The sequence below is a fragment of the Actinacidiphila acididurans genome (genome assembly GCF_016918855.1).
In the GTDB taxonomy this organism is placed as follows: Bacteria; Actinomycetota; Actinomycetes; order Streptomycetales; family Streptomycetaceae; genus Actinacidiphila; species Actinacidiphila acididurans.
In genome coordinates this window covers 207,404-227,567 of record NZ_JADKYB010000004.1, presented here as the reverse complement: position 1 = coordinate 227,567, position 20,164 = coordinate 207,404, and the positions used below count along the sequence as shown (strand labels likewise).

Genomic DNA, 20,164 nt, shown 5'->3' with positions numbered 1-20,164 from the left:
CTACGGCTACGGCTTTGCGGCGGTACAGGCGCGGGCGCGTGCGTACCGCCGTCGCGGGGACCGGCGGCACCGACAGCGACGACAGCGGACACGGCAGCGACAACGGGCCCGACGGGCTCAGCAGGTCCGACAGGCCCGCCGGGTTGAACGGGCCCGACAGGCACGACCGAACGACAAGGGACGATTCGTGGACGCCATTTCCGTCATCCGGACCAAGCGGGACCGGGGCCGGCTCAGCGACGAGCAGATCGACTGGGTGATCGACGCGTACACGCGCGGGGCGGTCGCGGACGAGCAGATGTCCGCGCTGGCCATGGCCATCCTGCTCAACGGCATGGACCGGGCCGAGATCGCCCGGTGGACCGCGGCGATGATCGCCTCGGGGGAGCGGATGGACTTCTCCGCGCTGTCCCGTCCGACCGCCGACAAGCACTCCACGGGCGGCGTCGGCGACAAGATCACGCTGCCGCTGGCCCCGCTGGTGGCGGCCTGCGGCGCCGCGGTGCCGCAGCTGTCCGGGCGCGGTCTCGGTCACACCGGGGGGACGCTGGACAAGCTGGAGGCGATTCCCGGCTGGCGGGCGTCGCTGTCGGGCGCCGAGATGATGGCCGTGCTCGGCGAGGTCGGCGCGGTGGTGTGCGCCGCGGGCGACGGGCTGGCGCCGGCCGACAAGAAGCTCTACGCCCTGCGGGACGTCACCGGCACGGTCGAGTCCATCCCGCTGATCGCGTCCTCGATCATGTCCAAGAAGATCGCCGAGGGCACGGGGTCGCTCGTGCTGGACGTCAAGGTGGGCTCGGGCGCCTTCATGAAGTCGCTCGACGACGCCCGGGAACTGGCCGCCACCATGGTGGGCCTGGGCACCGACCACGGGGTGCGGACGGTGGCGCTGCTCACCGACATGTCCGTCCCGCTCGGCCTGACCGCGGGCAACGCCCTCGAAGTGCGGGAGTCGGTCGAGGTCCTGGCCGGCGGCGGCCCGGCGGACGTGGTGGAGCTGACCTTGGCGCTGGCCCGGGAGATGCTCGCCGCCGCCGGACTGCCCGACGCCGACCCGGCCAAGGCCCTCGCCGACGGCTCCGCGATGGACGTCTGGCGCCGCATGATCCGCGCCCAGGGCGGCGACCCCGACGCCCCGCTGCCGGTCGCCCGCGAGACCCACACCGTCCTCGCCCCCGCCTCCGGCACCCTCACCCGCCTCGACGCCTACGCCGTAGGAGTCGCCGCCTGGCGCCTGGGCGCCGGCCGCGCCCGCAAGGAGGACAGCGTCCAGCCCGGCGCCGGCGTCGTCCTGCACGCCAAGCCCGGCGACCCCGTCCAGGCGGGCACCCCCCTCCTCACCCTCCACACGGACACCCCGGAGAAGTTCGCCTCCGCGGAAGAAGCCCTCACCGACGCCTTCACCGTCTCCCCGGCCGGCACCTCCTTCACCCCGGGCCCGCTGCTGCTGGACCGGATCGCATAAGGGCGCTGTCCCGGCCGGCCCCACATATGGGGGGCGCGTTTCTTACCCGTCAGGTGAGAAACGCGCCCCCTTTTCGTACCTACTCGCGCGCCCGCCTGCGGAATGCCGTCGGCGTGGCGGCTCAGCGCGTCGGGCAAGCCGGTGGTGGTCCCGCTGTTACTTTGCGTGTCCCAGGAATCGTCCAGAAGGAATTGAACGCGCCAGGTGGCGGGCAGGAATTTCCCTGGCCGAATACCGGCGTGATCCGGTCGAGAGGACACGGACCATGCAGGACCTTTCTCGTCGTGGTGTGCTCAGGGCAACGGCGGCCGCCGGTGCGGGCGCGGTCGTCGTCCCGGGCGCTGCGGCCGCGGGCGCGCCGGTCGCGAATGCCGCGAGCAGAGGCAAGGGCGGTGCGAAATGCCCGCCCGCGCAGTTGACCGGCCGTATCGTCCGCCCCCAGGATCCGAATTACGCGAGTTCGAGCCTCGGCTGGGACGAACTCTTCGTCCACTATCCGCTGGTCATCGTTTATGTCCAGGACACCCAGGACGTGGTGAACGCCCTCACCTGGGCGCGGCAGAACGACGTGGCGCTGCGGGTGCGGAGCGGCGGGCACAGTCTCGAGGGCTGGTCGAACGTGGACAACGGCCTCGTGATCGACATCAGCGAGCTGAAGTCGGCCCGGATCGACACCGCCTCCCTCACCGCGACGGTCGGCGCCGGGCTCAACCAACTGGAGGCGGTGACCACGCTCGCGAAGCAGGACGTCGCCGTGACCACCGGCACGGAGGGCACCGTGGGCCTGTCCGGTGCGACGCTGGGCGGCGGTTTCGGCTTCCTCACCCGCTACCTCGGCATGGCCTGCGACAGCCTGATCGGGGCCGAGATCGTCGTCACGTCGGGCGCCGACTGCGCCTCCGTGCTCCATGTGGACGCCCGCAACCACGGGGACCTGCTCTGGGCACTGCGCGGGGCGGGGAACGGCAACTTCGGGATCGTCACCTCGCTCACCTACAAGGTGTCCCCGCTGAAGAGCGTCGTCTACGTCACGGCGACCTGGGACGGCCTGAGCGACCTGACCCAGATCTTCGACACATGGCAGCGCACGGCCCCGAACACCGACAACCGCCTCGGCACCCAGCTCGAGATCCACCCCGACAAGATCTTCCTGTTCGCGGTGCTCGCCGAAGGGACGCAAGGAGAGGCGCAGCGGCTGCTGGCCCCGCTCCTGTCCATCGACACGCCCGATGTCACCGTGCAGGAAGGCAACTGGGGCGACATTTACACGGGATTCCAGATCCCCACCGCCGCGGACCCCGCGAACTGGAAATTCTTCTCGCAGTTCACCAAAAAACCCTTCCCGCGGAAAGCGATCGGCATCGTCTCCTCGTTCATGCAGGACGCTCCCACGACGGACAGCAACTTCTTCACCCAGGCATTCGGCGGGGCGGTCCGAAACAGCGCACCCCGTGGCGGCACGGCGTTCCCGCACCGCGACGCTCTCTTCTACTCCGAGCCCGGCGCCGGCTGGGGAACGCGCGGAGTTCCGGGCAGCGGCGACGCGATCACCCCGATCGCCCAGGCCTGGATCGCCGAATTCAGCCAGGCCCTGCGGCCGTACGTGAACGGCGCCTACGTCAACGTGCCGAACATCGGGATGCAGGAGTGGGAAACCGCGTACTGGGGACGCAACGTCGACCGGCTGCGCCAGGTCAAGGCGAAGTACGACCCCTACAACGTCTTCCAGTACGAGCAGAGCATCCCGCCGGCGTCATAGCCGGTCAGGAACGCGTTGCGCCGGGCCGGGAACCGCCGGCCCGGCGCAGTGCGGGCCAGGCGGCCAGGGCCAGGGCCGCGAGGGAGAGGACTGCGGTCAGGGTCCAGCCGTGGGCGTGGTAGCCGGCGGCGCCGATGGTGCCGCCGAGGCTGTTGCCGACGTAATAGGCGGTCAGGTAGAGGGCGGAGGCCTGGGCGCGGCCGGTGGTGGCGGTGCGGCCGACCGCGCCGGAGGCGATCGAGTGCCCGGTGAAGAAGCCCGCGGTGACCAGGACCAGGCCGAGCAGGATCAGGGGGAGGGGCGCCGCGAGGGTCAGCAGGAGCCCGGCCGCGCACAGCAGCAGGGCCACCGCGAAGGCGCCGCGCCGCCCGGCCCGGGCCAGCAGCGCGCCCGAGGACGCCGAGGTGGCCGTCCCCACCAGGTAGACCAGGAAGATCGCGCCCACCGCGGTCTGCGACAGGTGGTACGGCGCCGCCGTGAGCCGGTAGCCCAGCACCGTGTAGACCGCGCCGAAGACGGACATGAACAGCAGCCCCACCACGTACAGCCGGCGCAACCGCACGTCCCGGACGTGACCGGTGGCCGTACGCCACAGCGCCGCCGGATGCACCGGGCCGGGCGTGAAGGCGCGTGCCCTCGGCACCAGGGCGCGGAAGGTGACCGCGCAGGCCAGCGCCGACAGGCCGACCACCCCCACCGCGACCCGCCAGCCGTACGCCTGGGCCAGCACCCCGCCCGCGACCCGCGAACTCATGCCGCCGATCGAATTGCCGGCCACGTACAGCCCCACCGCCGACGGGATCGCCGAGGGGTGCAACTCCTCCGAGAGGTACGCCATGGCGGTCGCGGGCAGCCCCGCCAGCGCCACCCCCTGAACGGCCCTCAGCACGACCAGCGAGGTCAGGTCCGGCGCGAAGGGCACGGCCAGCGCCAGCAGCGAAGCGGCGAACACGGACACCGTCATCACCGCCGTCCGCCCGTACTTCTCGCTCAGCGCGCTCGCCGGCAGCAGCGCGACGGCCAGCGCCGCTGTCGTCGCGGACACGGTGAGGCTCGCCTGGGCCGGCGACAGCCGCAGGTCCGCCGAGAGCGCGGGCAGCAGCGCCTGCGTCGAGTACAACAGCGCGAAGGTGGCCAGCCCCGCGGCGAACAGCGCGAGATTCGCCCGCCGGTACTCCCGCGTGCCGGCCCGCAGCAGGTCGCCTGCGGGGGGCGCTTCGGGGAATGCCTCGGGGGCTGCGGGCGAGCCTGCGGCTTCCTGGGCCGGCCCGGCGGCCGGCCCGCGACGGACCGATGTCATGCCACGACGCTAGGCCGCGCGGCTTTCATGCGTCCAATGCGCGGAAGAGGGAGGATTGATACGTGAGCGCATGAATGCTGGTGAAGGAGGCCCTTCTCGATGGACGAGCGGCACGAAGAATTGCGGGAGAGCAGGGGTACGGGCGGGCGTGAGGGCGCGGGCGTGGGTGCGAGTGGGGGGCCGGACATCGGCCCGGGCTTGCCGTCGGACGTGGGCCCGGAAGCGGGCTCGGACACGCGCAGGGGCGCGGGCGGTGCCGGCGCAGCCCCCGCCCCCGGCCCGGGGGACGGCCCGGACACCTTCCCCGACCCGGGCGCGGTCGCCGGGCTCGGGGTGGGCGCGGGAGCCGGGTGGGGCGCCGTACTCGCGCCGCGCCTCGCGCAGTTCGCCGCCGTGGCCCGGCACGAGCATGTGACGCGGGCCGCTCAGGAATTGGGGATGCCGCAGCCCACGCTCAGCCGGGCGATGGCGCGGCTGGAGGCAGACCTCGGGGTCGCGCTGTTCGCCCGGCACGGGCGGGCGGTGCGGCTGACTCCGGCCGGGCTGACCTTCCGCCGGGCGGCCGAACGGGCACTGGCCGAGGTGGAACGGGCCGCCGAGGCCGTACGGGAGGACGCCGATCCGGAGAGCGGCCGGGTCGCGTTCGGCTTCCTGCACACGCTCGGCGCCGAGACCGTACCCGCCCTGCTGCGGGCCTTCCGGGCCGCCCACCCCCGGGTCCGCTTTCAGCTCGTGCAGACCTACGGCGAGGCCATGCTCGAACAGTTGCGGGCCGGCGAGCTGGACCTGTGCCTGACCTCGCCCCTGCCGCAGCAGCCCGGGGTGGCGGTGCGCAAGCTGGACGAGCAGCGGCTGCGGCTGGTGGTCCCGGCCGGCCACCCCCTCGCCCACCGCAAACGCGTCCGCCTCGCCGAAGCCGCCGCCGACCTCTTCGTCACCCTCGAACCCGGCTACGGGCTGCGCCGCATCACCGACGACCTGTGCGCCGAGGCCGGCTTCACCCCGCGTATCGCCTTCGAGGGCGAGGAGGCCGAGACCCTGCGCGGCCTGGTCGCCGCCGGCCTCGGCGTCGCCCTCCTGCCCCCACCCGCCGTCCCCCGCCCCGGCGTCACCGAACTCGACGTCATCGCCCCCCGCGCCGTCCGCCACATCGGCCTCGCCTGGCTCGACACCCCCTCCACCACCCCACCGGTCACCGCCTTCCGCGACTTCCTCCTCACCCGCAAGGACCGCCTCCTCCAGCGCTGACCCCGAGGCGAGCTCGGCCCGCATCACACCGGAAGCCTCGTCCGTATGCTTCGGCCATGAAGCTCTTCCGGCCTCGCGCCACCAACAGGGCCGGGCAGACGGCGAATTCGCCCCTGGACACGCCACTGAACCTGCTTCGCGCCGGGCGCTTCGCCGAGGCGGAGGCGGAGGCGCGCGCTGTGGCGGCGTCCCGCCACTGGGTGCACAACGACGCATACGCGCCAGTGGCGCTGGAGCTGGCCGCTATGGCCGTCGAGGCCCAGGGCCGCCATACCGAGGCTGCCGCCGAGTACGACGCGCTATTGCCGGTCTTCGGCCGGGCCTTCGGCGCCGAACACCTGCGGACGCTGGAACTGCGCTCGAACCGTGCGCAGACACTGGCCGGGCTCGGCCGGCATGCCGAAGGCGAGGCGGAGTTCGCGGCCGTCGCCCGGGCCGCAAGCCGCGGCACAGGGCCGCGGACCGCGCGCCTGGTGGCAGCGGCCCGCAACGGACTGGTCTTCGCTCTCAACGGCCAGGGCCGGTACTCGGAGGCGGAGGCGCTCGCCGGCGAATCCCTGGCGGCCTATCGCGAAGACGACCAGTTCAGCCTGGTCCTGCGGGTCAACCTGGCCCGCAGCCTCAGCGGGCAGGGCCGCCACGAAGAGGCGCTCGCCGAGGCGGAACGGGCCGACACCCTGTGGCACAGCCTGCCCGAGGCCGACCGCCGCCTGCAGACCGGCGCGGTCGAACTGGCCCTGGCCACGGCTCTGCTGGGCCTGGGCCGCACCACCGAGGCCCGCGCCCGGGCCACGACCGCCCACGACGCCTGCGTGGCCACCTTCGGCCCTGACCACCGCCGTACGGTCGAGGCCCGGGAGTTGCCGGCCCGCGTCGACGGCGCGTGATCGGATTCACCGTGTTGAGCCGGGCACGGCCCTGGGCGTCGTTCTTACGACGGCGCGAGCGGCAGGCCCGGGCGTAGCTCGACGGTATCGACGGCGCGTGAACGGGTTACCGTGCCGAGCCGCAGGTCCGGCCGCCGATACCCGCGAGCCGCTGCCACAGAAGCACGGCCGGCCCGCGGCTCACTCCTCCCGGCCCGCCTGTGCCACGTCGATGCTCACGTGGCGGGCGCGGCGGCCCGCGGGGGTGAGGCGGGAGAGGAGGGGCCAGCGGGGGAGGGTCAGGTAGGTGACCTGGGCGCGGGCGCGCAGGATCGTACCGGTGGCCCGGCGGAGGGCGGTCACGGAGGTGGCCGGTGGGTCCTGGACGAGGGTGTGGTGGACCGGGCGGAGGGGGTCGGCGGCGGAGTGCGGGTGGTGGTCGGGGAGGGGCTGGTCGGGGCGGTCGCAGTCGAGGATCCAGCCGTTGCCGTACGCCGCGGACGGGCGGTTCGGGCGGACGTCGCCCGCGTTCCGTAGGGCGGCCAGGACCTCGTCGGGGGCTGCGTCGGTGACGGCGTACACGGATACGTACAAGGTGGCGCGCAGGGCGTACGGTTCGTGCTCCGGCGCGCCGTACGGGAAGATCCGTGGCTCGAAGCGGCGCGGGCGCACCGCCAGGTCCTCGACGACCGTGAGGGCGATCCGGGCGCCCGGGATCGGGGCGACGGCTTGAGCGAGGCGGGCCCGGAAGTCGGCCTCCGCCGCCTGGCGCAGTCGGCGGGTCCGGCGGGAACGGGCGATCAGGCGCAGCCGTACGCCGGACGGGATTCCGCTCACCAGCGCCCCCGCGGCGGCCCGTATCCCGATCAGGCACCAGGCCAGCAGCGCGGTCAGGCCCCGGCGGGCGATCCCGGCCGCCCGGCGCGGGTTCTTCGCCACGGGCACCTCCGTCGCTCACCCTGCCAGCTCCGCCGGGCGGCCGCCAGCACGCCGTGCCCAGGCCGTACGGAAAGCCGTAGGGAAAGGGCCGCACTCAATGACGCGGCCCCCAGAAGAATCAGTGCCGCAGCGAGCGCCCGAACCCGGCGGCCAGCGGCATTTTCAGGCCCAGCGGCGGGGGCGCCGCCAGGGCGTCGGCGACGGGGCGGGCGAAGGGGCGGTCCAGGAGGGAGCCGAGGACGAAGTCCGCGGTGAGGGCGAAGACTTCCGCGCGGTGCTGGTGCAGCCCGTGCCCGTCGGAGTGGACCTCGAAGCGGCACACGTCGCGGTTGGCCTTCTTGGCGCGTTCGGCCAGCCGGTAGGACAGGTCGGGGTCGGTGCTGTCGTCGTCGGTGCCGTGCACCAGCAGCACGCGGCGGCCGGCCAGTTGCCGTACCGGCTCGGGCTCGGGCCCGCCGGGCAGCCACGGGGCGAGTGCCACAACGGAGTTGACCGCGGGATGCCCGGCCGCGTGCAGTGCGGCCCGCGCGCCCATGTCCATGCCGACCAGGCACACCGGCACGTCACCGTAGCGGCGTACCGCCTCGCTCACCGCCCAGTCGGCGTCCTCGGCGGGGTGCGCGTGCCCGCCGTTCCAGCCGCGGAAGCGGTAGTGGACGACGTGCGCGGCCACCCCGTCGGCCAGCCCCTCACGCACCAGGTGCCGGGCCAGCGGCCACATCACGGCCGCGGCCATGGGGGAGCGGCGGCGGGTGCTGAGCGCGTCGCCGCCCGGCAGCGCGAGCACGACGGCGCGTACGGTCGCGCGAGCGTCGTGCTCGCGCTGCCGGGAGGTGTGCAGAGTCGCCGACATGAGCCCGGGCGCGACGGCGCGCCCCAGCCGAGCGCCGCGCGCCGGTAAAGCCTGCGATGCCATGGCGCAACCATGGCAGAAGACGGGGTGTGCTCTGTATGGCCGTGCGGAAAATTGTTGGGTCTTCTGCGATATCTACGCGCGTAGGCGCTACGGTGGGCGGTATGAACACCCCGAATCCGTCCCATCCGCCGCTCCCGCCCCTGCCGCCTCTTCCCACGTCCGAGCAGATCCGGCGGGCTCCCAAGGTGCTGCTGCACGACCACCTGGACGGCGGGCTGCGCCCGGGCACCATTGTCGACCTCGCGCGCGCCGGTGGCTACACCGCCTTGCCGGAAACCGATCCGGACAAGCTGGGCGCCTGGTTCCGGGAGGCGGCCGACTCCGGTTCGCTGGAGCGGTATCTGGAGACGTTCGCGCACACCTGCGCGGTGATGCAGACCCGCGAGGCGCTGGTGCGGGTGGCCGCGGAGTGCGCCGAGGACCTGGCGGCCGACGGGGTGGTCTACGCCGAGGTCCGTTACGCGCCGGAGCAGCACCTGGAGGGCGGGCTGACCCTGGAACAGGTGGTCGAGGCGGTCAACGAGGGCTTCCGGCTGGGCGAACGGCGGGCCAAGGAGGACGGGAACCGGATCCGGGTGGGGGCGCTGCTGACCGCGATGCGGCACGCGGCCCGCTCGCTGGAGATCGCCGAACTCGCCAACCGCTACCGGGACCTGGGCGTGGTCGGCTTCGACATCGCGGGCGCGGAGGCGGGTTATCCGCCCACCCGGCACCTGGACGCCTTCGAATATCTCAAGCGCGAGAACAACCACTTCACCATTCACGCCGGCGAGGCGTTCGGGCTGCCGTCGATCTGGCAGGCGCTCCAGTGGTGCGGCGCGGACCGGCTCGGCCACGGGGTGCGGATCATCGACGACATCCACACCGGGGAGGACGGTTCGGTACGGCTGGGCCGGCTGGCGGCGTACGTACGGGACAAGCGGGTGCCGCTGGAGATGTGCCCGACGTCCAACCTGCAGACCGGTGCCGCGACGTCCTACCGGGAGCACCCGATCGGGCTGCTGCGCCGGCTCCACTTCAGGGTCACGGTGAACACCGACAACCGTCTGATGTCCGGCACCGGGATGAGCCGGGAGTTCGAGCACCTGGTGACGGCGTTCGGCTACACGCTCGACGACATGCAGTGGTTCACCGTCAATGCCATGAAGTCGGCCTTCATCCCATTTGACGAACGTCTGGCGATGATCAATGAGGTGATCAAGCCGGGGTACGCCGAACTGAAGGCGGAGTGGCTGTTCCGGGCCGAGTCGGCCGCACCCCCGGTGGCCAGCGATTCCGTCCGGCAGGGCGGCTGAGCCGGGGGCGCGGCGGGCGGCGCCCGGGCGGAAGGGGGCGCACGCGCGGGACGCCACGCCGCTTGCACGTTGCGTGACTGCATGACTACGTTCCGACACCATGCGAACGCGAACCAAGAAGACCCTGACCACCACCGCTCTCGGGCTCGCCGCCGTCGCCGCCGCGGCCGGTTCCGCCTCGGCCGCCACCCCGGCGCAGGCCGGCCTGCTCGGCTCGCTGCCGGTCGGCTCCGCCGCCAACCTCGTGCCGGGCGCGGCCCCCACCGCCGCCGGCGCCCAGACCGCCCTGGCCAACAGCACCTCCGCCCTCCCCACCAACGGCCTGCTCCCCTCCGGCAACCACCTCACCGGCACCCAGGTCGCCCCGGTCACCGGCCTCCTCGGCGGCCTCCCCGCCGGCACGGGCGTCCTGGGCTGACACCTCGCTGTGCCCGTCGAGCCCCTAGCCCACCCGGGCGGGGCTGGCCGGGTCGGTGAGCGGAGCCGCGTTCTCCTGCCCGTGCGGTACAGCGGCGGGGGGCGCGGTTTCGCGCCGCCGGAGGCGGCGGCGGGCGGCGGGGACGATCAGGAGGTGGGCCAGAGCGACGCCCACCGTGTTGAGCAGCAGCGCGTCCACGTCGAAGAGCTGGCCCGGCACCAGGGTCTGGGCGAACTCCACGGACAGCGAGATCATCAGGGCCGCGAAGACGGTCCGTACGAACGAGGCGACCGCGGACGTACGGACCCGGCCGCCGGCCAGCGGGAGCAGCACGCCCAGCGGTGCGAGCAGGGCCAGGCCCTCGGTGATCCGCCGGCTCGCCTCCAGCGGGCCCATCCGCAGGTCGGCCCTGATCGTGCTCAGCGGGCTCAGATTCGGCGCCGGCACCCATGGGACGTAATGCGGGCGGAGCATCAGCCACGCTACGAACGCCAGGTACGCCGCGGTGAGCAGCACCCCTACCGCGCGCACCTTCGCCAACGATGCTCCTGGCCGCACACCCTTGAGGACGAGGCGGTCCGCCCTCCGGTTCCGCTTTCGGGCGTTCGGTTGTTCGGCACCGCCGGCCCGCGCCGTCCCGCTTCCCGCCGTCGCGGCGGGGTGAGGGGGGCGAACCCCCCTCACCCCCCTCACCCTCACTTGGCCGGCGTGCCCGCCGAGTCCGCGGCCTCCGGGCGGGTGCGCAGGTCGGACGTGCAGGAGTAGGTGCGGGGCTTGGAGCCGGGGGTGGCGCCGCCGAGGGTGAGGGTGGGGGCGGGGGTGGTGGCCGGGGAGGGCGGGTCGGTGAGGGTGCAGACGATCTGGGCCAGGGCGAAGGAGGGGAGCTCGTCCAGGTCCTGGTTGAGGCGCAGGGTGCCGGGCGGGTCGCCCTTCCAGGCGGGGACGAATTCGAGGGTGCCGGGCACCGCGCTGACGAAGCCGGCGGTCGTCTCCTCGGGGAGCAGGCTGCGCTGGAGCTGGGCCAGCAGCGAGCGCGCGCTCGCGTCGGCCGGGACCAGCCGCCGTACGGGCGCGATCTGCATCCCGCACACCAGGTAGACCTGCCGCAGCACCGTGTCCGGGCCGGGCGTCGGGTTCGTCCGCGGCACCGCGCACGCCTCGCGGGAAGGCGCCGGACCGGCGTCGACCGGCACCGAGGTGGACCTGATGCCGCAGCCGGTCAGCAGGCCCCCGGCCACGGCGAGCACCGCCGCCGTACGCGCTGCCGTACCCCCGAACACGCGCGACGTCCTCACTGCGGGTCCTCCGGGGCGGTGGTGCGGGGGCGGCGGGGCAGGCGCAGCGTGAAGACCGCGCCGCCGTGCGGGGCGTTGCCCGCGGTGATGCCGCCGCCGTGGATGTGGGCGTTCTCCAGGGCGATGGACAGGCCCAGGCCGCTGCCCTCGGAGCGGGCCCGGGAGGCGTCGGCCTTGTAGAAGCGGTCGAAGACGTGCGGCAGGACGTCCTCGGGGATGCCCGGCCCGTGGTCGGTGACCGCGATCACGATCTCGCCGTCGTCCCCGCCCTCCGCCTCGCCGTCGTCCCCGCCCTCCGCGCGCAGCGTGACCTCGACCGGCGAGCCGCCGTGCTTGAGCGCGTTGCCGATCAGGTTCGCCATGATCACGTCCAGCCTGCGCGGGTCGAGAGTGGCCAGCACCCCGCGCGGCGCGTCCAGCTCCACCGAGTCCAGCCAGGCCCGCGCGTCCATGCAGGCGATCAGCATGTCGGCGACGTCCACCTCGTCCACCCGCAGCTTCGCGGTACCCGCGTCGAACCGGGTGACCTCCATCAGCGTCTCCACCAGTTCGTTCAGCCGCCGGGTCTCGCTGACCACCAGCCGCACCGCGGGCGCGATCATCGGGTCGAGCGCCTCGGCCTCGTCCTCCAGTACGTCGGTCACCGCGGTGATCGCGGTCAGCGGCGTGCGCAACTCGTGGGACATGTCCGCGACGAACCGGCGGCTGGCCGCCTCCCGGGCACTCAGCTCCGCGACCCGGTTCTCCAGCGCCTCTGCCGCGTTGTTGAACGTCCGCGACATCTCCGCCAGCTCGTCCGTGCCCGTCACCTTCAGCCGGGTGTCCAGGTGCCCCTCGCCCAGCCGCTGCGCGGCCTCGCCGAGCCGCCGCACCGGCCGCAGCACCGCCGAGCCGGCCGCCTGCGCCAGCAGCGCCGCCCCGATCAGCGCCAGCAGTGTGGCGATGCCCAGGGACCAGGCCAGCGAATTGAGATCCTTCCGCTCGGCGTCCAGCGACTTGAGCATGTACCCGGTCGGCCCGTCCCCGTTGATCCGCGCCCCGGCCACCAGGTACGGGTGCCCCTGCAGGGATATCCGCTCCCAGTGCAGGTGATAGGCGTGGTCCTCCTTGTGCACGATGTTGACCACTTTCTGCAGCGACGCGGGCACGTCGCTCATCGTGAACACGTCCTGGTCCGACACCTCCGCGCAGGGCGAACCGTCCGGCGCGGTGGCCAGCAGCACCACCTGGTACGTGCCCGGGCCGCCGATCTGCCGCGCCGCGTCCCCCAGCGACTGGCACGTCGGGTTGACCGGCAGCGACGCGGCATTGCGCTGCAAGGAGTCGCGGAAGTCGTTCAGCGCGCTGTTCTGCGCCCGGGTCAGCACCGCGTCGCGATTGAGCCAGTACGCGATCCCCGACACCGACACCGCGGCGGTCAGGGCCACCGCCGCGAACACCGCGACCAGCCGCAGGCGGAGCGAGGTCCAGCGCAGCAGCCCCGCCAGCCGGCCGGCACGGTTCACTGCGGCGTGTCCAGGCGGTACCCGACGCCGCGCACGGTACGGATCAGGGTCGGCGACGAGGGCACGTCCTCGATCTTCGCCCGCAGCCGCTGCACACACGCGTCCACCAGCCGGGAGTCACCGAGGTAGTCGTGCTCCCACACCAGCCGCAGCAACTGCTGCCGGGACAGCGCCTGGCCCGGCCGCCGGCTCAGCTCCAGCAGCAGCCGCAGCTCGGTCGGGGTGAGCTGGAGGTCCTGCCCGTCCTTGGTCACGGTCATGGCGCTGCGGTCGATGACGATCGAGCCGAACGCCGCCGAGTCGGTCGAGTCCCGCTCGCCACGCCGCAGCACCGCGCGGATCCGCGCGTCCAGCACCCGCGGCTGCACCGGCTTGATCACGTAGTCGTCGGCGCCCGACTCCAGGCCCACCACCACGTCGATGTCGTCGCTGCGCGCGGTGAGCAGGATGATCGGGAGCTGGTCGGTACGCCGGATGCGCCGGCACACCTCGAAGCCGTCGATGCCCGGCAGCATGACGTCCAGCACGATCAGATCCGGCCGCTGCTCCTTCAGCAGCCGCAGGCCCTCCTCGCCCGTCGCCGCGGACACCACACGGTGACCCTGGCGGGACAGGCCGAGTTCGAGCCCGGTACGGATCGCGTCGTCGTCCTCGATAAGCAACAGGAAAGGCACGCCGGACATTGTGACCTACCCCGGGTGGCCGAAAGAAGCACGGGGAGGGTACGGGACGGCGTACCGCCTCCGGCGCCGCGAGCCCCCCCGCGTACCGACGCCGTACCAGCGGTCCCCCGGCCCATGCGCTGTGACGGGCCTGTGACATTCGGCGGACAGCGTCATGAAACTGGTCCGGCAGTCTTATGGCCATCGAAAGAAACAAGGACAGAACGTCAGGGCGAGGTCGCACGGACACTGCGACGCCGGGGATCTCGCCGCGGTTCCACCGACGGGGGCGCGAGATGAACGCACTGCACAGCACCACCACCGCCGCAGTCACGCCCGCACGCGCCGGCGCCGCTCACCAGCCGCGCACGCGGACCGTCACCAGGACCTCCGAGACGTCCGGTGCCGCGAACGGACGGGGGTACGTCCGCGGCACCGGCCGGACCCACCCGACCACGCACCCGACCACGCACCAGGGTGCCGCCGCCCGCCAGTGGCCGGCCCACATAGCACCGGTCGCGGACGGCGCGGACGGCGTCACCGCGCCGGAAGGCGCCGCGAGCGAGCGGGTGCCCGCGCAGCGCACCGCCGCGCAGGCCGCGGAGGCGGAGGCCGCCTTCACCGCCTACGTGCAGGAGCGCCGCGCCTCCCTCTACGCCACCGCCTACCACCTCACCGGCGACCGGTTCGCCGCCGAGGACCTGCTGCAGAGCGCCCTGTTCTCGACCTACCGCGCGTGGGACCGGATCAGCGACAAGGCCGCCGTCGGCGGCTACCTGCGGCGCACCATGACCAATCTGCACATCAGCGCCTGGCGCCGGCGCAAGCTCAGCGAGTACCCGACCGAGGAGCTGCCCGAGACGGTCGGCGACACCGACGAGATGGGCGGCACCGAGCTGCGCGCCGTGCTCTGGCAGGCGCTGGCCCGGCTGCCCGAACAGCAGCGCACCATGCTCGTGCTGCGCTACTACGAGGGCCGCACCGACCCGGAGATCGCCGAGATCCTGGGCATCAGCGTCGGCACCGTCAAGAGCAGCATCTGGCGTTCGCTGCGCCGCCTGCGCGACGACCAGGCCCTGAGCTTCGGCCGCGACCAGGAGGACGCGTTCGGCGAACTCGTCGCCTGAACCGGCCCGTCAAGACGCCCTCCCGGCCGCCTGCCGGGGAGGAACGGGGGAAACAACGGGGAACGGGGACCACGGGGGACCCCACGGGGGAAAACGGGGCCGGACGGCGTTGGGGGACGCCGTCCGGCCCGTATCCGTTCTGCGCCGGCATTCTCGTACGAGGTCTCGTTCGGGATCTCGTACGGCTCCGGCGTACGGTCACGCCTGGACCGGAACCCGGACGCCTGCGGCGGCGATACGGCGCTCCGCCTCCGGCCGGTCGCAGGGGTGGCAGCCCAGCGCCACCTGCCGGGCCACGATGGAGCGCTCGGCCCGCATCAGGTGCCAGCCGCGGCGGACCAGGAAGGCCGGCGACTTGCGGCCCTCGCGCAGGTCGCGCAGGAAACGGCGGCGGGCCGTGGTCGACGGCCGCCCGCGCAGGCACAGCGCGTCCGCCAGCAGCCCCAGCTCCCGGCACCGTTCGGTGATCTCCGCGGCGAAGATGCCCTCCGCCACGAACAGCCGCGCGCCGCCCAGGTCCAGCCGGGCCGTGTCGGTGGCCGCGCTGGCGGCGAGGTCGTACACGGGCGTCCGCGTCGTCCCCCGCGCGCACAGTTCGGCGACGGCCGCCACCGCGGCGCTCGCGTTCCACGACCCCGGCGCGTCCCAGTCCACGGCCCCGCCCGGCAGCCGCGGCAGCTCCGGGTCGTCGCCGTCCTTGTAGAAGTCGTCCAGCACCAGGACGGGCAGCCCGGTCCGGGCGGCGAGCGAGGACTTGCCGGAACCGGACGGACCGGACAGCAGGATCACGCGGGCGTACGGCGCCGTACAGGCGTCCGGGTGGGACTCCCCGTGCGCTGCGTTGAGAGAGGGTGAACTCACGGACAACCATTCTCCCGCAACCCCGCCCGGGCGATCCCGCCGGAGTGCGGGAACTACGGAATGCGTCCGTCTGGTCACACTGCGGTACGCTGCGGCGGGTAAGTCCGCGGCAGCCGGCCCCTGTCCGGCGCCCGTAAGCCTCCGACCGGGACCGTGCCCATGCCTTCGCTCCGTACCGCGCTCGCCCTGACCCTGACCGCCGCCGCGTCCGTCGTCGCCCCCGCGGCCGTCGCCGCGGCGGCCACCCCCGTCCCCCTCGCCGACGCGCTCCCCGCCGACTCCGTCGCCGACGCCCTCCCCACCCAGTACGTCCTCGGGGCCCTCGGCTCCGCCACGGCCGGCGGTGTCGGGCCCGTCAAGCACCTCACCCTCGATCCGCTCTCCGGCACCGGCACCGATCCCCTCGACAACGCGGTGGGCACGCAGGTCGCCGATTTCCGGCCGGTCTCCACGGCGGGCGTTACGGCCCCCCTGACGGGGGGCGGTTCCCTCTCCACCTTGCCCGTGGCGGGGCCGCTGACCGCGCTCCTGCCGGGCTGACCCGAGCCCTGGAGCGGGGCGCGCCCCGGAGTACCCAGGGGCGCGGGGCTGTGTCTGATGTGCGGCTGGCGCCGCGTGGGCGCGAGCAACCGGCCACCGCCGGAGGATCCGGCGACCACCGCAACCACCCCTCCCCACGGCAACGGCTCCCCCGTGCGAACCCACCGCACAAGGGAGCCGTACGAAGAAGAAGCCGAGCTACACGCCGATCGGGTGCCAGACCGTCTTCGTCTCGAGCCACGCCGTCAACCGCTCCACCCCGGGATCCGCCTGCCAGTCCTCCGGGCCGGCCGCCGAGGGCCTGCGCACGCGCTTCAGGTTCTCGGCCGCGGAGATCTCCAGCTCGCGCGCCAGCTCGGCGTCCGCGCCGGTCAGGTCGAGCCCGTTGACGTCGAGGTGAGCGGCAAGAGGCGCACCCAATTCCGCGGTGAACCCGGAAAGCACGTTGACGACGCCTGCGGGCACGTCGGAGGTGGCCAGGACCTCGCTCAGGGAAAGAGCGGGAAGCGGCGCCCGCTGCGAGGCGACGACGACAGCCGTGTTGCCGGTGGCGATCACCGGGGCCACGACGGAGACCAGGCCGAGCAGCGAGGACTCCTGGGGGGCGAGGACGGCGACCACGCCGGTCGGCTCGGGCGTGGACAGGTTGAAGAAGGGTCCGGCCACGGGATTCGCACCGCCCACCACCTGGGCGATCTTGTCCGTCCAGCCCGCGTACCAGACCCAGCGGTCGACGGCCGCGTCCACCACGGCCGCCGCCTCGTCCGGCGTCAGCCCCTCCGCGTCGGCGACCTCGCGGGCGAACTGCTCGCGCCGCCCCTCCAGCATCTCCGCGACGCGGTACAGCACCTGACCGCGGTTGTACGCGGTCGCGCCCGACCAGCCGGGCACGGCCTTGCGCGCGGCGACCACCGCGTCCCGGGCGTCCTTGCGGGAGGCCTGCGGCGCGTTGGCCAGCCACTTGTCCGTGGAGTCGGTCACCTCGTACACCCGGCCGCTCTCGGAGCGGGGGAACTTCCCCCCGACGTACAGCTTGTAGGTCTTGAACACGCTCAGCCGCGTCGGCGCCGCGGCGACGGGTGTCTCCACGACCGCGTCGGCCTGCTCCGCGTCCTCGGCCCGGGCGGCCTTCCCGCCCCGCTTCTCCTGCTTGCTGGACTTATCAGACATCGAGGTACGCCTCCAGGCCGTGCCGGCCGCCCTCCCGGCCGTAACCGGACTCCTTGTAGCCGCCGAACGGCGAGGTCGGGTCGAACTGGTTGAACGTGTTGGCCCACACCACCCCGGCCCGCAGCTTGTTCGCCACGGACAGGATCCGCGAACCCTTCTCCGTCCAGATGCCGGCCGACAGCCCGTACGGGGTGTTGTTCGCCTTCTCCACCGCCTCCGCGGGGGTGCGGAAGGTCAGTACGGACAGCACCGGGCCGAAGATCTCCTCGCGGGCGATCCTGTGCGCCTGGCTGACCCCGGTGAACAGGGTGGGCGCGAACCAGTAGCCGGACGAGGGCAGTTCGCAGGCCGGCGCCCAGCGTTCGGCGCCCTCGGCCTCGCCCGCCGCCGCCAGCTCGGTGATCCTCGCGAGCTGCTCGGGGGAGTTGATCGCGCCGATGTCGGTGTTCTTGTCCAGCGGGTCGCCGACCCGCAGCGTGCTCATCCGGCGCTTGAGCGCGTCCAGCAGCTCGTCCTGGATCGACTCCTGGACCAGCAGGCGGGAGCCGGCGGAGCACACGTGGCCCTGGTTGAAGAAGATGCCCTTGACGACGCCCTCGACGGCCTGGTCGATCGGGGCGTCGTCGAAGACGATGTTCGCCGCCTTGCCGCCGAGTTCGAGGGTGACCTTCTTGCGGGTGCCGGCCACCGCGCGGGCGATGGACCGGCCGACCTCGGTGGAGCCGGTGAACGCGACCTTGTCCACGTCCTCGTGCGCCACCAGCGCCGCGCCCGCGTCGCCGTAGCCGGGCAGGATGTTGACCACGCCGCGGGGCAGGCCGGCCTGGCGGCACACGTCCGCGAAGAACAGCGCGGACAGCGGGGTGGTCTCGGCGGGCTTGAGCACCACCGTGTTGCCGGTGGCCAGCGCCGGGGCGACCTTCCAGGCCAGCATCAGCAGCGGGAAGTTCCACGGGATGACCTGGCCGGCCACGCCCAGCGGCTTCGGGTCGGGCCCGCTCGTGCCTGACATCGGGCTCCGCCCGGTGACCGCGTACTTCAGCTTGTCCGCCCAGCCGGCGTAGTAGAAGAAGTGCGCGGCGACCGTCGGCAGGTCGAAGTCGCGGGTCTCGCGGATCGGCTTGCCGTTGTCCAGCGATTCCAGGACGGCCAGCTCGCGGGACCGCTCCTGGAGGATGCGGGCGATCCGGAACAGGTACTTCCCGCGTTCGGCGCCGGGCAGCGCGGACCAGGTGGCGAACGCGCGGCGGGCGGCCTTGACCGCGCGGTCCACGTCCCGCTCGCCGGCCCGGGCGACCTCGGCCAGCACCTCCTCCGAGGAGGGGGAGACCGACTTGAAGACCCGGCCGTCGGCGGACTCGGTGAACTCGCCGTCGATGAACAGACCGTAGGAAGGGGCGATGTCGACGATCGCGCGGGACTCGGGCGCGGGTGCGTAGGCGAATGCCATGATCAGTCCACCGTGACGTAGTCGGGGCCGGAGTAGCGGCCGGTGGCGAGCTTCTGCCGCTGCATCAGCAGGTCGTTGAGCAGGCTGGAGGCGCCGAAGCGGAACCACTGCGGGGACAGCCAGTCCTCGCCGGCCGTCTCGTTGACCAGCACCAGGTACTTCACGGCGTCCTTCGCGGTACGGATGCCGCCGGCCGGCTTGACTCCGACCTGCACGCCGGTCATCCGGCGGAAGTCGCGCACCGCCTCCAGCATCAGCAGGGTGCCCGCCGGGGTCGCGTTGACCGCGACCTTGCCGGTGGAGGTCTTGATGAAGTCCGCGCCGGCCAGCATCGCCAGCCACGAGCAGCGGCGGATGTTGTCGTACGTGGCCAGCTCGCCGTTCTCGAAGATCACCTTGAGGTGGGCGCGGCTGCTGTCCGGGCGTACGCACGCCTCCCCGACCGCCTGGATCTGCTCGAAGACCTCGAGGTAGCGGCCGGCCAGGAACGCGCCGCGGTCGATCACCATGTCGATCTCGTCGGCGCCCGCGGCGACCGCCGCCCGGGTGTCGGCGAGCTTGACCTCGAGCGCCGCCCGGCCCGACGGGAAGGCGGTGGCCACCGACGCGACCTGGACCCCCGAGCCCTTCAGGGCGTCCTTCGCCACGGCCACCATGTCCGGGTAGACGCATATTGCCGCGACCTGCGGGACCGCCCGGTCACCCGGGTCGGGCCGCATCCCCTTCGCGCACAGCGTGCGCACCTTGCCCGGGGTGTCCGCGCCCTCCAGCGTCGTCAGGTCGATCATCGAGATCGCCAGGTCGATCGCGTACGCCTTCGCGCTCGTCTTGATCGACCGCGTGCCCAGCACCGCGGCGCGCTCCTCCAGCCCCACGGCGTCCACTCCGGGCAGGCCGTGCAGGAATCTTTTCAGGGCCGCATCCGAACCGGTGACGGAGCCGGTCACCCCTTCCCACCCCGTCGCCCCACCCCCGGCCCGGGGCCCGGCCGCCCTTGCGCTCACCTCTGTGTCCATGCTCACCAGCTCACCATATCTACGCGCGTAACCATCTTCCACCCCTGCGGGTGCTTCGGGCTCCGCCCGGGAATACCCCGTGGGCCCGCCTGGCGGCGGGCGGTTCGCCGGAAGCGCCCCGTCAGGGGCGCGGGATCATGCGCGCTGCGGTGCCACCGGAGTACCCAGGGGCGCGGGGAACTGCGCGAGCAACCGACCACCGTGGCGCGGGTCGCCACCGGCCCGAAGGGGCAGTTGCTGCCGTCTCCGGACCACCGGCCGTCAGCGGTTGCTCGCGCAGTTCCCCGCGCCCCTACCTGTCCCCGGCGAACCCCCGCACGGAGTGCGAAGGC

Annotated in this window: 19 protein-coding genes; 8 read left to right on the top strand and 11 right to left on the bottom strand. The window is 73.2% G+C overall.

The genetic code is table 11. From position 1 onward, the window contains the following. Positions 1-187 precede the first annotated feature (187 nt). Positions 188-1,465, top strand: coding sequence for a thymidine phosphorylase (locus ITX44_RS08795; protein WP_205356508.1), 1,278 nt, complete (start codon positions 188-190; stop codon positions 1,463-1,465). 265 nt (positions 1,466-1,730) lie between these two features. Further along, positions 1,731-3,224, top strand: coding sequence for an FAD-binding oxidoreductase (locus ITX44_RS08790; protein ID WP_205356507.1), 1,494 nt, complete (start codon positions 1,731-1,733; stop codon positions 3,222-3,224). A 4-nt stretch (positions 3,225-3,228) separates the two neighbouring features. Here the strand turns inward: ITX44_RS08790 and ITX44_RS08785 are convergent, their stop codons facing one another. Continuing rightward, positions 3,229-4,524 (bottom strand): MFS transporter, encoded by a 1,296-nt coding sequence (locus ITX44_RS08785; RefSeq protein WP_205356506.1) that lies wholly within the window; start codon positions 4,522-4,524, stop codon positions 3,229-3,231. A gap of 99 nt (positions 4,525-4,623) precedes the next feature. On the opposite strand from ITX44_RS08785, the gene ITX44_RS08780 reads away from it, so the two are divergent. Beyond that, a complete protein-coding gene (locus ITX44_RS08780; protein WP_205356505.1) occupies positions 4,624-5,772 on the top strand; it encodes a LysR family transcriptional regulator in 1,149 nt (382 codons plus the stop codon). Positions 5,773-5,828: 56 nt separating this feature from the next. Beyond that, positions 5,829-6,659: a tetratricopeptide repeat protein gene (locus ITX44_RS08775; protein WP_205356504.1), complete on the top strand. Its 831-nt coding sequence runs from the start codon at positions 5,829-5,831 to the stop codon at positions 6,657-6,659. Positions 6,660-6,839: 180 nt separating this feature from the next. Here the strand turns inward: ITX44_RS08775 and ITX44_RS08770 are convergent, their stop codons facing one another. Both ITX44_RS08770 and ITX44_RS08765 read right to left on the bottom strand, forming a co-directional pair. After that, positions 6,840-7,577, bottom strand: coding sequence for a hypothetical protein (locus ITX44_RS08770; protein ID WP_205356503.1), 738 nt, complete (start codon positions 7,575-7,577; stop codon positions 6,840-6,842). Between the two features lie 118 nt (positions 7,578-7,695). Then, positions 7,696-8,493 carry a dienelactone hydrolase family protein gene (locus ITX44_RS08765; protein WP_205356502.1) on the bottom strand — a complete coding sequence of 266 codons (798 nt, stop codon included), beginning with the start codon at positions 8,491-8,493 and terminating at the stop codon, positions 7,696-7,698. A gap of 101 nt (positions 8,494-8,594) precedes the next feature. On the opposite strand from ITX44_RS08765, the gene ITX44_RS08760 reads away from it, so the two are divergent. Further along, positions 8,595-9,788 (top strand): adenosine deaminase, encoded by a 1,194-nt coding sequence (locus ITX44_RS08760; protein WP_205356501.1) that lies wholly within the window; start codon positions 8,595-8,597, stop codon positions 9,786-9,788. A 100-nt stretch (positions 9,789-9,888) separates the two neighbouring features. Continuing rightward, positions 9,889-10,206 (top strand): ATP-binding protein, encoded by a 318-nt coding sequence (locus ITX44_RS08755; RefSeq protein WP_205356500.1) that lies wholly within the window; start codon positions 9,889-9,891, stop codon positions 10,204-10,206. 24 nt (positions 10,207-10,230) lie between these two features. Here the strand turns inward: ITX44_RS08755 and ITX44_RS08750 are convergent, their stop codons facing one another. The 4 genes from ITX44_RS08750 to ITX44_RS08735 form a co-directional block, all read right to left on the bottom strand. Beyond that, on the bottom strand, positions 10,231-10,737 hold the full coding sequence (locus tag ITX44_RS08750) for a VanZ family protein (RefSeq protein WP_307795193.1): 507 nt from the start codon (positions 10,735-10,737) through the stop codon (positions 10,231-10,233). A gap of 164 nt (positions 10,738-10,901) precedes the next feature. Then, positions 10,902-11,501, bottom strand: a complete 600-nt coding sequence (locus ITX44_RS08745; protein ID WP_205356499.1) for a hypothetical protein — start codon at positions 11,499-11,501, stop codon at positions 10,902-10,904. Beyond that, entirely contained in the window at positions 11,498-13,006 is a 1,509-nt protein-coding gene (locus tag ITX44_RS08740; RefSeq protein WP_307795173.1) for an ATP-binding protein, read from the bottom strand. The genes ITX44_RS08745 and ITX44_RS08740 overlap by 4 nt, the downstream gene beginning before the upstream one ends. Next, on the bottom strand, positions 13,003-13,680 hold the full coding sequence (locus ITX44_RS08735; RefSeq protein WP_205356497.1) for a response regulator: 678 nt from the start codon (positions 13,678-13,680) through the stop codon (positions 13,003-13,005). Before ITX44_RS08735 ends, ITX44_RS08740 begins: the two co-directional genes overlap by 4 nt. Before the next feature lie 284 nt (positions 13,681-13,964). Here ITX44_RS08735 and ITX44_RS08730 point away from each other — a divergent pair, with 284 nt between their 5' ends. Further along, the gene (locus ITX44_RS08730; RefSeq protein WP_205356496.1) at positions 13,965-14,795 is read left to right on the top strand and encodes a SigE family RNA polymerase sigma factor; all 831 of its coding nucleotides are present in this window, start codon (positions 13,965-13,967) and stop codon (positions 14,793-14,795) included. 198 nt (positions 14,796-14,993) lie between these two features. On the opposite strand, the gene ITX44_RS08725 is transcribed toward ITX44_RS08730, so the two are convergent. Then, entirely contained in the window at positions 14,994-15,662 is a 669-nt protein-coding gene (locus ITX44_RS08725; RefSeq protein ID WP_372440861.1) for a nucleoside/nucleotide kinase family protein, read from the bottom strand. A gap of 153 nt (positions 15,663-15,815) precedes the next feature. Here ITX44_RS08725 and ITX44_RS08720 point away from each other — a divergent pair, with 153 nt between their 5' ends. Next, positions 15,816-16,196, top strand: coding sequence for a hypothetical protein (locus tag ITX44_RS08720; RefSeq protein WP_205356495.1), 381 nt, complete (start codon positions 15,816-15,818; stop codon positions 16,194-16,196). 198 nt (positions 16,197-16,394) lie between these two features. On the opposite strand, the gene ITX44_RS08715 is transcribed toward ITX44_RS08720, so the two are convergent. Genes ITX44_RS08715 through deoC form a run of 3 tightly spaced genes read right to left on the bottom strand, consistent with a single transcriptional unit; the run spans position 16,395 to position 19,832 of the window. After that, positions 16,395-17,366 (bottom strand): aldehyde dehydrogenase family protein, encoded by a 972-nt coding sequence (locus ITX44_RS08715; RefSeq protein ID WP_205356494.1) that lies wholly within the window; start codon positions 17,364-17,366, stop codon positions 16,395-16,397. Then, complete coding sequence (locus ITX44_RS08710) at positions 17,359-18,822, bottom strand: aldehyde dehydrogenase family protein (protein ID WP_205356771.1); 1,464 nt, start codon at positions 18,820-18,822, stop codon at positions 17,359-17,361. Before ITX44_RS08710 ends, ITX44_RS08715 begins: the two co-directional genes overlap by 8 nt. After that, positions 18,819-19,832 carry a deoxyribose-phosphate aldolase gene (gene deoC / locus ITX44_RS08705; protein WP_205356770.1) on the bottom strand — a complete coding sequence of 338 codons (1,014 nt, stop codon included), beginning with the start codon at positions 19,830-19,832 and terminating at the stop codon, positions 18,819-18,821. Before deoC ends, ITX44_RS08710 begins: the two co-directional genes overlap by 4 nt. Positions 19,833-20,164: the final 332 nt, after the last annotated feature.